General features: G+C 59.2%; 9 protein-coding genes and 1 pseudogene. All 10 read right to left on the minus strand.

The window, feature by feature from the left end; all coding sequences use genetic code 11:
- Positions 1-127: 127 nt before the first annotated feature.
- Positions 128-1,186: a helix-turn-helix domain-containing protein gene (locus tag VMR39_RS03865; RefSeq protein ID WP_325414535.1), complete on the minus strand. Its 1,059-nt coding sequence runs from the start codon at positions 1,184-1,186 to the stop codon at positions 128-130.
- 104 nt (positions 1,187-1,290) lie between these two features.
- Positions 1,291-2,691 carry an NtaA/DmoA family FMN-dependent monooxygenase gene (locus tag VMR39_RS03870; protein ID WP_325414537.1) on the minus strand — a complete coding sequence of 467 codons (1,401 nt, stop codon included), beginning with the start codon at positions 2,689-2,691 and terminating at the stop codon, positions 1,291-1,293.
- A gap of 66 nt (positions 2,692-2,757) precedes the next feature.
- A complete protein-coding gene (locus VMR39_RS03875; protein WP_325414539.1) occupies positions 2,758-3,696 on the minus strand; it encodes an SDR family oxidoreductase in 939 nt (312 codons plus the stop codon).
- Between the two features lie 78 nt (positions 3,697-3,774).
- A complete protein-coding gene (locus VMR39_RS03880; RefSeq protein ID WP_325414541.1) occupies positions 3,775-4,548 on the minus strand; it encodes an SDR family oxidoreductase in 774 nt (257 codons plus the stop codon).
- Positions 4,549-4,561: 13 nt separating this feature from the next.
- Positions 4,562-6,166, minus strand: a complete 1,605-nt coding sequence (locus tag VMR39_RS03885; protein WP_325414543.1) for an NAD(P)/FAD-dependent oxidoreductase — start codon at positions 6,164-6,166, stop codon at positions 4,562-4,564.
- Between the two features lie 392 nt (positions 6,167-6,558).
- Complete coding sequence (locus VMR39_RS03890) at positions 6,559-7,404, minus strand: TonB-dependent receptor domain-containing protein (RefSeq protein ID WP_325414545.1); 846 nt, start codon at positions 7,402-7,404, stop codon at positions 6,559-6,561.
- A complete protein-coding gene (locus tag VMR39_RS03895) occupies positions 7,401-8,774 on the minus strand; it encodes a TonB-dependent receptor plug domain-containing protein (RefSeq protein ID WP_325414547.1) in 1,374 nt (457 codons plus the stop codon). The genes VMR39_RS03890 and VMR39_RS03895 overlap by 4 nt, the downstream gene beginning before the upstream one ends.
- A gap of 572 nt (positions 8,775-9,346) precedes the next feature.
- Entirely contained in the window at positions 9,347-10,048 is a 702-nt protein-coding gene (locus VMR39_RS03900; protein WP_325414548.1) for an SDR family oxidoreductase, read from the minus strand.
- A gap of 120 nt (positions 10,049-10,168) precedes the next feature.
- Positions 10,169-10,958: pseudogene (locus VMR39_RS30415) on the minus strand (SDR family NAD(P)-dependent oxidoreductase).
- A 157-nt stretch (positions 10,959-11,115) separates the two neighbouring features.
- Positions 11,116-12,576, minus strand: a 1,461-nt coding sequence (locus VMR39_RS03910) for a TonB-dependent receptor (RefSeq protein ID WP_325414550.1), incomplete at its 5' end; no start/stop codon positions are given.

The raw sequence follows: 12,576 nt of genomic DNA on the forward strand, positions 1-12,576 counted from the left end.
GTGGCAGGCAATGTCCGACATCGCCATTCTAATGCCCTAAATCGCCAAATCGCTCTGCCGTGGCGCAAGACCGTGATTGGCGTTGGCAGTCCGGCATGCATAGCACCGGACCGCGCCTCGCATATGGTCAGTGGTCGGTGCGGTACGATCCAGCCTGCTTGCGCTGCTGAAGATGCCGAAATTCGCTGATGCTCATGCCGGCCTGGCGCTTGAATGCCCGCGACAGTCCCGAGGCATCGGAAAATCCCAGCTCCATCGCAACATCGGCCAGCGACACACAGCATTTGGAGAGCCGCGCCTTCGCCCTGCGGATCTTGGCCTCGTTCACCAATTCCAGAAAGCTCCGCCCTTCGTCCCGCAAGCGCCGGTGCAAGGTCCGCTCCGACATGGAAAAGCGGCGCGCCGCTTCCGCAAGCGAGGGGAACCAGTTATCGCTGGTGTCCAGCATCCGTTCCAGTTGCCCCGACACAGTGGCGGCCGCGCCGATATCAGCCAGCAGGCGCGCGCATTCCTCGCTGGACGCGGCGAACAGGTTCTGATCCGACATGACGGTGGAAACGCCCATCGCGCCAGGACGGAAGCGCCACCGCGTCACGGGGGCATCGAAATCTACCGGACAGGGGAACAGTTCGGCCAGGTCCTGCCAACTGTCCGGCGGCGGCGCTGCGATCGATATGCTTTCGACGATATCGGCCCCATCGCCAACCAGATCCTGGAGCAGCTTGCGCAGAAGCCCCAGATCCCGATATTGGGTGAAGTGCCGGAACGCGCCACCGATCCCTTCATCCTCGCCGATCAGGCAGCTCGAACCATCTTCATGTGAGACGAACCGATAGCGGATGAGCGAATAGGTCAGCGCCTGATATTGCGAGCAGTCGGCGAAAATGTCGCCTAGGTTGTTGGCCGTCATCATGGTCATGCCGAACGACCCATAGCTGGCGGCGCGATAGCTAAGCCCCAATTCGACCCAAAGGTTGCTGGCATTGGCAGTCGCAGCAAGGAAGCCGTGCTGCAACTGTAACTCGGTTTCCGCCGTCACCAGATTTCTGCAATCAAAGATGCCCGGGCCTACGCCCGATTGACGGCAAAAGACCTGCCAATCTATTCCGGCGCGGCGATGCAGTACGTCGCGCATGATGCGTGCGCTGTAGTTGGGCAATGATACGGACAGTGCATCTGCCTTCATAGCGCGATCCCGCCTCCCAGCCTTCCCCTTAGATGTGGATTACCGGCCCGCCCCGTATATTGCAACATTCCCGTCATCGACATGGTTGCTGCCTGGCTCCAAAATCAGGAAATTGTCTCATCCATCAAAGCCTTGCGCCGGTATTTCGCTGCAGGATGCCGCTCGTTAAGGCGCGACGCGCCGAACCATTTCTCGCGCAGCGTGCCCTTGGCATATTCTGTCTGCATCAGCCCGCGCCGCTGCAGTTCGGGCACGAGATAGCGTGTGAAATCCGCCAGTTCGCCAACTCCGTTGAGAAAGGCGATGTTCAGCCCGTCGATGCCAGATGCCGCCCATTCCTCCATCTTTTCGATGACCTGATCGGCCGTGCCAACCGCGTGGGGGGTCATGCTCTTGAGCATCGCGTCGCGGAAGGTCCACTGCTTGTTGGGAGAGGCTTCTGCGAGCGCCCGCAGCGCGCCCTGCATCGCCTGCGTGTTCAAATCGCCTATCGGCGTGTCCAGATCGAGACCCTTGAGGTCCACGCCCATCGCCGCGCTCTGGAACACAAGCGCCGCTTCATCCTTCAAGAAAGCCTGATACTCATCCGCCTTCAGCTGTGCATCCTCTTCTGTCGCGCCGACGATGCAGGTGAACGCCTGAAACACCAGGACGTCGTTGGCATTGCGCCCGACCTCGACAAGCTGCGCGCGCAGATCCTCGACGAAGGTCGCTGCGCCGCGCGGGCTCTTGGCCGAAATAAATACTGCCTCGGCATTGCGCGCGGAAAAGGCGCGACCATCGCTCGACGCACCCGCCTGAAACAGCAACGGGACGCGCTGCGGCGAAGGCTCGACGCAGAACGGCCCGGCCGATCGGTAGAAGTCGCCCGCATGGTCGATCGGATGGATCGCGGCCGGGTCGGCATAGACGCCCGTCGCGCTATCGCGCACGACCGCGCCGTCTTCCCAGCTGCCCTCCAGCAGCTTGTACACGACGTCGACATATTCCTCCGCCCGGGCATAGCGTTCCGCATGGGTCGCGACCTCTTCGAAGCCCACATTCCGCCAGGCTGAGCGCTGGAACGACGTCACGATGTTCCAGGCGACGCGGCCCTCCGTCAGATGATCGAGCGACGCTACGCGGCGGGCGAAGCTGAACGGGGGCGCTTGGATCACATTTTCGCTGAACGCGAAACCCAGGTTCTCGGTCGCCGCCGCCAGGGCGGACACCAGCGTCGCCGGGTCGTTGATCGGAAACTGCACGGAATTGCGGATGGCGGCATCGCGCGACCCGCCGAACGTGTCGTAGATGCCCGAGTGGTCGGCCCAGAAAATGGCATCGAACTTCGCCGCTTCCAGATCGCGGGCCAGCTTGAGCCAGGATTTGAGCGACCGGTAGTCATGCCCCGCCGCCATCGGCTGGTGCCAGGGCGCTCCCGGATAGCCCGACGGCGCATTGGTCGTGAACATGCAGAATTTGAGCGGGCGCCGGCTTATCGTCTCGGCCTTTTCCTGTGTGGACATGGGTAATCTCCAATAATTAGAAAGTCTGTTCGATCAGGCTCGGGGCTTCAATTTCGGGGGTAATTTTTACTTCCGGTACTGCTCCAGCATCTTGGCCCAGCCCGCCTTCAGGTCGTGCTTCAACGGCACCTTGAACATGTTCTGCGCGTTGGTTCCGTCCATGAGCGGGACGGTGCCCAGGCCGACCGCGTCCTTCGAAAGCTCCACCTGCGCGCCCGGAATGAGGTCGCGCAATATCGCCATGGATTCTTCCACAGTCAGCGTCTGGTTGACCGGGGCATTGTAGATCGTACGGTCCGCCTTGGGTCCGAACGTCGCCTCGCAAAAGACTTGGGCCATGTCCTCGTTGAACATCGGCTGCCACAGCGAAGACGGGCCGCCGGCCAATGCCGGGAAGGTCGCCGGCTGCCCCAAAGCCAACTGGCGTAGCATGTCATTGAACTGGCCGGTGGCCCCGGTCAGCCGTCCCAGACCATAGACATAGGCGAGCCGAAAGCCGACCACGTCCAGCCCGCTATTGTCGTGATAGGCTTGCGCCAGCTGCTCGCACGCCACCTTGGTAGCGCCATAGGGGCTCGAAGGCCCGACCAAATCATCTTCATTGACTCTTGCCCCGTCGGGGTAACGGTCCCGCTTGCCATAAACGCCGGCGGTGCTCGCCCAGACGATGCGTTCGACGTCAAGCGTCAGGGCGAGTTCGCACAAATAGGCGGTCGCCGCACAATTGGCCATCACCGCGCCCAGCGGATCGGCGATCGACTGATGCTTGATGAAGGCCGCCAGATGGATCACATGCGTGATCTTGCTGCGCTTGATGACCCGCATCAGGTTGGGTAGGTCGGCGATATCGCCGCGTACCACTTCCACCTCGTCCCGCGCTTCGCCCAGATTGTCAAGATTGGGGACCAGATCATAGGCCACAACCTTGTGGCCCAGCGAGAGGAGCCTTTTCACGGTCGGGCCACCAAGAAGCCCGGTGCCGCCGGTTACCAGGACATTTGCCATCATTTCTCTCCGCCTATATTTCAGATCGAGTCCGCCCGGCGCATGCAATGCGGGCAGGCTTGCTTCTTTTCGCCAGCGTCAGTCGCCCAGAACCATCACGCCTCCGTCAACCACCAGATTATGGCCGGTGACGAACGCCGACTCCTTGGCCGCCAGGAACACGGCTGCACCAGCAATGTCCTCGGGCGAACCGATGGTCCCGAGCGCGGCACCCTTCTTGAACTTCTCGAGCAGTGCGGCATCGTCCCACAGCGCCTTGGCGAAATCGGTCTTGATGAGGCCTGGCGAGATCGCATTGACGCGAATATGATGGGGACCCAGTTCCTGCGCCATGTTGCGCACGATCTGGAGATCGGCCGCCTTCGTAACATTATAACCGCCGATCAGTTTCGATCCGCGCATCCCGCCGATCGACGACATAACGATGACGGACCCGCCGCCGTGTTCGATCATATGCTTTGACGCCATCTGGATCAGCCAATGGGTCGCGAGGATATTATTCTCGAACAGCTTGCGGAACTGGTCGTCCTCCAGCTCGGCCATCGGGCCATAGGCCGGATTGCTGGCCGCATTGCACACCATTACATCGAGCCGACCGAAATGCCGCACCGTGGTCTCGACCAGATTCTCGAGGTCAGCCTTTTTCCCGATATTGGCGCTGACCGCGATGGCGGCCTGCCGACCGACCAGAGCGTCGATTTCAGCCGCAACCTCTTCGCACGCCGCCCCATTGCGGGCGGAAATGGTAACGCTTCCGCCCTGCTGGGCGAAGGCCGTCGCCACCGCCTTGCCAATGCCACGCGAGGAACCCGTAACGATACAGACGCGCCCGGTCAGATCAAACATTGCCATGATATGTTCCCGCTTACTTCAGCTCGAATTTGGGATAAGGCGCGCTTTCTGCTCGCAGCATGTCCACATAATTATTATAGCCACCCAGGAAGGCGACGGGCGCGACCTTCTTCCCAGGAATATTGGCGCCCAATATCCACGAATGCGCCGACGCGCCTTCCCGGATCAGCGTGGCATCGATAACCTCCTGAGACAGGTTGGCCCAGTCGACTTCCGCCTCTTCCGACACTTCCATGACCACGCTGTCGCCCCGCGACCGGACATGCTCAATCGCATCGCCGATCCAGGCTATGTTACTCTCGATGGTCGAGGGGACATTGCCGAAGGTGCTGAGCGGACCCGTAATCATGAAGAAGTTCGGGAAATCATGGGTCGCAATGCCGAACAGGGTCTTGGCGCCATCGGTCCATTTTTCGGCGATCGACGTGCCCGACACGCCCCGGATGTCGACGCTCGTCAGAGCGCCGGTGAAAGCGTCGAACCCGGTCGCGACGATCAGGTCGTCAAACTCGTGGATCGTGCCGTCATCCAGTTGCAGCCCTTGCGGAACAACACGCGCGATCTTGTTCTTGGAAATATCGACCAGCGACACGTTGGGATTATTATAGGCCTCATAATATCCATGGCCCGCGGGCGGACGCTTGGAACCGTAGGGGTGATCCTTGGGACACAGCAGTTCCGCCTTCGCAGGGTCCTCGACTATGCTGCGGATCTTGAAATGGATGAACGCGACTGCCGCTGCATTGCATTCGTCGTCCGTCAATATGTCATCGAAGGTCTCGAACAGGAAGCGGAAGCCGCCCCGCCGCCAGCCTTCCTCGAATATCTCGTGACGCTGCTCGTCCGAAAAGTCGCGAGCCAGTCGTCCGGTCGTCTCGAACGGCATGGCAAAGGCGTGGCGATCCGCCTGCCGCCAGATTTCCGGATAACGGGCTTTAATGTCGGCGCGGAAATCATCGTCCAGTTCATGGTTCTGCGCCGGGATGATGAAATTTGCGGTACGCTGGAAAACCGTCAGGCTCTTTGCGACCTGCGACACCATCGGTGTGATCTGGACGCCGGTCGCTCCGGTGCCGATCAGGCCGACCCGCCGCCCATTGAAATCAGGCTCCTCATCCGGCCAGCGCGCGGTCAGGATCACGCGGCCGTCAAATTCGTCCAGCCCTGGGAAGGGAGGAACGAACACCGACGACAGGATGCCCATCGCCGATATCAGGAACCGGCAGCTATAGGTCTTGTCCCCGACCTCGACCGTCCACAACTTGCTGACCGGATCGAAGGCGGCCTTGTCGACCTTCGCATTGAAGACGATACTGTCCCGGACATCGAACTTGTCGGCGGCATAGCTTAGATATTTGCGCACTTCGCCTTGCGCGGGATAGCGCTCGGTCCAGTCCCACTCCTGCCCGATTTCGTCCGACACGGAAAAGCAATAGTACCAGGCTTCACTGTCGGTCCGCGCACCGGGATATTTGTTCCAATACCACACCCCACCCACGTCGCCGCCGGCCTCCAGGCACAGCGCATTGACGCCGACCCCCTTCAATCGGTTCAGCATGCCGATGCCGCTAAATCCGGCACCGATAACGATTGCTTCGTGGTGCTCGACCTCGTTCATGAAACAGCCTCTCTCACATTTATTCCGTCGGATGGCACGAGCACGGATCCGCACTCCCATCTTGGATTAAATGGGTACTCCCTTTCAAAAGATTTGACAAGAGCATCTGGATGACAAGTTTTGAGACTGGCATTGTCCGGCGGAAAACCGCTGCGAAGGCGATGCGGTGGGGCGACGGACCGGCCTATCATCCGCTCGAAATTGGTTGATTTCGGTACATCGCCGACTTGCGGTCGCCTATCCACCACATAGCCGGACGCGGGCCGATTTGCAGCCCGGGAAAGAGCGGGACAGCTTTAGCATCCCGGTACAAAACGGACGGCGGCGGCGATCGCACGATCACCGCCGCCACCCCTTCACCCTGAAGTCGGTTGAGTCGATAAATGGCCGGCTTACTTGTCAGAAAATTTGTACGTCAGATCAAAACCAAACATGCGCGGCCGGCCGACATTGGCCGAGTTGATGCCCAGCGAACCGCCTAGTGGAAGGCCACCGACATAATATTTCTCGTTGAATGCGTTCTTGACCCATAAGCCAAGGTCAAGGCCTGTCCGCATGACATTTTGCCAGTCAAGACGAAAGTTCGCGACCTGATAGCCAGTAAGCTCGGTGCTGGGAACCAGCGTGTCGTTGAGGTTGGAGAAGTAGAATGTCGACTGAAGATAGATATCGCCGCGCAGCTTGAGCGAGCCGGCCCTGTCGGAAATGGGCAAGCCGACCATGGCATAGGCCGACCCTGCCCATTTGGGCGTATCCGCGAAGGGACCAAAGCTATAATTCTCCTCGGTCGGTGTGCCGGCCCAAACCACGACCCTGTTATTTCTGAATTCGGCCTTGGTGTACGCGCCATTGAAACCAATCTCGAAAAATTCCGCCGGCCGCGCGCCGAACTCTACCTCTATGCCCTTGATCCGCGCACTGGGCACATTGACAGTATTAGGAACATTATCCTGCACAACCGTGACCGGATTGTCGACGAACAGCACTCGTTGAATATTGTTCACCTTCATCGAATAGGCTGAAACATAGGCATGAATCGGCAGACTTCCCACGCGATTGCTGTACTTGGCGCCAATTTCGACATTTCTTGCGACTTCGGACTTAAATTTGTCGGTGTTGTTGAATATGATGTTCGGCGTCACCGTGGCGTCGATCAGGAATGGCGGAGAAACGCCGTTGAACCCGCCCGAACGCCAGCTTTCCCGCATCATGGCATAGAGCATCAGGGGCGGCGTCACCTGATATTCCAGGCCAGCGTTCCAACTGGCGCGATCGTCCTTAAACGGCGCGATCGGCAGCGGGAAATAGTCCCGCCCGGCTGATGCGCGGCTGCGATCTTCTCCCACGCGTACCGGCCGCCGACGCTGAACTTAAACCCATCGAGGTTCGCGAGATCGCCCAGATCGGCCGTGACATGGCCGAACATCGCCTTGGTCGTGTCCCTGGACGTCCAGTTGGACGTGGTCGTCACGATCCCGCCCAGGTAGGTCTGGGGGAAGATCGTATGATTTCTGATCTGTTGATAATATAGGCCCAGAATATAGTCGAACGCGCCGGCCTTCCCCTGCAGCTGGATTTCGTCCGAAAGGGACTTGTTCACCACCTCATTGCCATAGCTGCGCAGTGCCGCCCCGATCGGGCGACTCTGGTCATAATTGGTAACGACGGCGAAGGGCTCGCCAGTCTGTTCGGTGGAATCGAGCGCATTCGAACTGGAATAGCCGAAGATATTCTTGACGCGCATGGCGTCGTTCAGCTCGAACGTCGTGCTGTTGGTGACGAACCAGTCCTTTCCCCGGTGGAAAGATGGAGCGTCGCCATTCACTTCCCAGAAGCCGAGCTGAGTCTGCTGGCGCTGGAGCACGTCAACCAAGCCGGGGAAAACAAAAGCGGCGGCGCAGGCCAGCGGCGTGCCGTCGGATGCCCCGTCGCCGCACCGGTTGAGGGAGTAGACTCGCGTGCCTGAATTATTGCCCTTAGTGCGTTCATATTGAAACACGGTCAGGTTTTCGATCGCCGGACTGGGTCGAAGCAGGAGCGAACCTCGGATCGCGTCGCTATGCAACTTGCCCAGTTCCCTATTGTCATTGCCGCCATAAACCGGGCCGATATAGACATTCTTGATATAGCCATCACGACGGGCAGACTTCGCGGTTACGCGCAGCAACACGCTGTCCTTGACCAGCGGCACGTTGAACATGGTCTCGACGTTCTTCGCATCATAATTGCCGAAGCTCAGCTTGATCAATCCGCTCAGCTTTTCTCGCGGGCGCGCGGTCGTCGACAGCACCGCGCCGCCGGTGGCATTGCGGCCGGACAGCGTGCCCTGCGGCCCCTTGAGCACCTGAATCGATTCCAGGTCGAAAAATGACGAGATGCCGCCTGCGGTGAACGGCACTTCGTTCACATAGGGCACAACGGCGGTTGACGAGCCTGAAAAGGCGTCGACCGTCTGGCCGCGAATGGCGTAATTTAAGTTGTTGTTCGACTGGGTTTCCCGGACGGTTAGGCCCGGAACCGACGCCTGGAGGTCTGCCTGGGTGGCGATGCCGCGGGCCTGAAGGCCTTCCGCGCCGATCGCGGCCACGGTGGTCGGGACCTTGCCCACATCTTCGCCGCGACGGCGCGCTGTGACGAGGATTTCATCGCCAGCTAAAGCACCTGAAGCGGCAGATGGCGCATTTAATGCGGCAGCCTGCTGCGCATGAGCGGACGTTATCGTGAGGATTGAAGCCACAAAGCTTGCGACCAAGGCTATCTTCGACACATCCACCTTCGACATTCCATCCCCTTTCTGATGATGTTCAAAACGGGGACGGAAAATATGTGCTCGCAGAGCGCCATCGCACCCTCCCTGTCTCCTCCGGGTCTATCCGCCCGGTAGAAGAACCTTATGCTGGCCAGACGCCAGCGTCCAGAGGTCGGACCGGTTTTATTTCACGGTACCAGTATCCTGATGTCGGAAGCAATGAAGCGGTCTGGCTTTTGTGGGCATCGTGGGAATGGAACGCGATCGATCCATGTTTTACGCCTTCGGGATTGTATCATCGTACTAATATTAGGAACTGGTCGATTTCGGGGGTGTGTTGGTATGGCGGAAAGGATGGTGTCTTCCACTAGGGCGCAGTACGGTCTCGAGCGGACCAAGTCACGCTTCACCACAGCAGCGCCTTCCAACGGCTATAGCGCGGTATAACCGCCATCCACCAGAATGTCCGCGCCGACGATGAAGCTTGCGTCACCCGACGCCAGAAACAACACCGGCTGTGCGATCTCCGCAGGCAGGGCCATGCGGCCGATCGGATGGAGCGCGACCAATTGGGCCATCACTTCATCCGTGGCTTGCGACACGATCAGCGGCGTCAGCACGAACCCCGGCGAAACGGAATTCACTCGGATACCCCGGGCCGCAAATTCGACGCCCAGCGCGCGAGTAAGATTTGCCACGGCGCCCTTGGACGCAGTATATGCCGCATGTTCGTGAAATCCGACATGGCCGCACACCGAGCCGATGTTCACGACGCTTCCTCCTTTGCCGGCTGAAAGCATGTGGCGGATGACGGCCTGCGCCATGAAAAAACTGCCGTCTACATTGGTCGCAATCGTCCTGCGCCAATCCTTCGCTGTCAGGCTTTCGCTGGGCGTTAGCGTTCCGATCCCGGCGCTATTGACCAATATGTCAATGCCGCCCAGCGCCGCCACGGCGTCATCGACCAGCTTGGCCGCTTGCGTGTCGTCGCTCACGTCGCCAGCCAGGTGGACGACGCCATCAACCGGCGCGGTGGTTAGGTGTAGGTCAGCGCTCGCGACCTTTGCCCCTTCGGCCAGAAACGCCGCCACACAAGCCGCGCCGATACCCGAAGATCCGCCTGTGACCAGCACCGACTTTCCTGAAAATCGCATAGTTATCGATCACCTTCTAGGATAATAACCGTATTAGCCGGAACGTCGCAGGACAGATCTAATACCGGCGTGCGCCGGACCTGTTCCGGGTCGACAACATCAGCGCATGCAGGCCCCGCCATCGACGTTCAAAGTTTGGCCCGTGATGTACGAGGCATCCGGCCCGGCCAGAAACGCGATGGCGGCGGCCTGTTCGTACACCCCGCCTTGGCGTCCCATCGGGATGGTCATCAATACGGCGGCGCGCAACGCATCGCCATCCATTCCCAGTTTGGCGGCGGACCGTTCATAAGTGCTATCGACCATGTCCGTGTCAGTCGCGCCCGGACAGACGCAATTCACCCGAATGCCATACGGAGCTAGCTCGACCGCCATCTGCTGGGTCAGGCCGATAACGCCGAACTTACTCGCGCAATAGCCGCCCATGTTCGGCATGCCCCTACGCCCCGCCATGGACGAAATATTGACGGTCGCGCCTCCTTCACCCTTCTTGAGCATCTGGCTTGCGCAAGCCTTTGACATCCGGAAAACGCCGCTGAGATTGATATCGAGGGTCTCGTTCCACACCGGCGTTATTTATCAGGATATCGATTCGACCATGGCGATCAACGACCTGACTAACCATGGCAATGACCTGCGCGGGATCTGCTACATCACACGCAAGTGCGACGGCCCACCCACCCGCCATGATGATCTCGTCAGCCAACGATTGCGCGCCGAGCCACCCAGCGACACGCCCATGGGCCGGATAGGAGACCCGATCACGCGGACGCTCAGACACGACGACGGTGGCCCCTTCCGCTGCGAGGCGCAGCGCGGTCGCGCGACCGATCCCACGCTGTCTTCCGGCGCCCGTTATTAGCGCGACCTTGGCTTCGAGACCAAGCATCCTGAATCCTTATCTTGCTACCCTGAACGACCGGTGCTGCCATGTGCATCCCGCATGGATTTTCCATGCGGCCCCGCATTTACGCCCAAAAGGATCGTCCCCATCCTCAATTCTGTTACCTGGAGTTGCGTCACGGACAGCATGAAATCCTTGCACCTCAGAACTTGAACGAAGTCTGCAAAATGACCTCCCGCCCGCGTGACACGAAGCCGCGCTGTTGGCCGAACTGACCCGGGTTCGACGCACCGCCTGTCTGTTCTGCCCCCAAAACGAGATAATATTCGTTCGTCAGGTTTTTGCCCGTGAGCGCGACTTTCCAGCGATCATCCCTGTCCGAAATCGAGAGACTCGCATTCACCCGAATGAAATTCGGTTGCCAAGAGAAGGGCGACTGGGTGTCGGAGGCGTAATAGCCGTCAGTATAGAAAAGGTCCCCGGTCGCGCCGAGCTTCACCGCGTCCAGTGCATGTTCCGCGACGATGCCTGCATTTGCCGTGAAATCGGGGGATCGCGCCGGTGCACGCCCGTTGAAATCCTGCTGGAGGATCAATGATGTACTGTTAACGAACGAACAGCCGGGAGGCGGCGTCGCTGTTGCTCGCGTGCTGCCCGCCGGGAAACCATAGCCATAGCATTGCCCGACAAAATTCTTAAATCGGTTGCGCGCATAGGTCGCACCGGCATGCAGGGAAAGATTGTCATTGGCACGGAAATTCGCTTCAACGTCGACGCCCCGCTGCCGGAGCTGCCCTGCGTTCGCGACCACATAGGCGAATAGCGACGGATCGAACACGTTCACCTGAAGGTTCGAAAAATTATAGGCATAGGCTGTCGCCGAAAGCCGGAGCTTCCGATCGGCCAGGTAGCCCTTGGCACCGATCTCGAAACCTTTGACCTTTTCCGGGCCGAAATCGAAATCGCCGATCGTGGAGGTCCGATTTAAGAAGCCCCCCAGGAGGAACCCGCCCGACTTATATCCGGTCTTATACGACCCGTAGAGCGTGCTGTCGGGCGTCGGGTGCCACGACAGGGTGACTTCGGGCGAGAAATTATTGCCTTTGAAATCGTCCTTCAAGATACCGGGTTCATTCGATCCGGGAAAAACAGTCGTCGGCGTGGCAAATGCGTTACGGCCAAACTCGTTGCCCGTGCGATACGACTTCGTTTCTCTAGTAAAGCGACCGCCGGCAGTCAGCTCCAGCTTGTCGGTGATATTCGCGATTGCCTGACCGAATACCGAATAAGTTTTACCTACCTGCTCGGACAGTCGGACGTAGGGATTGTAGAGATCGCTGACCGGATCATACAGACCGTAATTCAAGACGAAGCTCGATCTATATTCCGTCAGCACATCCTGATAATAGGCGCCGGCGACAAAGTTTACCGGGGATTGAAAATCGGTCGTAGCGCGGATTTCCTGACTGAACTCCCGGGTGAAATAGCGCTCGAGGACGATGCTCTGCCCCAGGCTCGTATTGTCTTGGCTGTAGGACGACTTGTATTTTATGCGATTATAACCGGTATTCGAAGAAATCTTTATGGCGTCGAAATCGCCTGAAAGAGTCAGCGAAAAAAGCTGGGCGTTGGTTTCCCCGAACGGCGCGGATTTCCCGTCCGA

Origin of the sequence: Sphingobium sp. (assembly GCF_035511395.1) — a bacterium.
Lineage (GTDB): Bacteria > Pseudomonadota > Alphaproteobacteria > Sphingomonadales > Sphingomonadaceae > Sphingobium.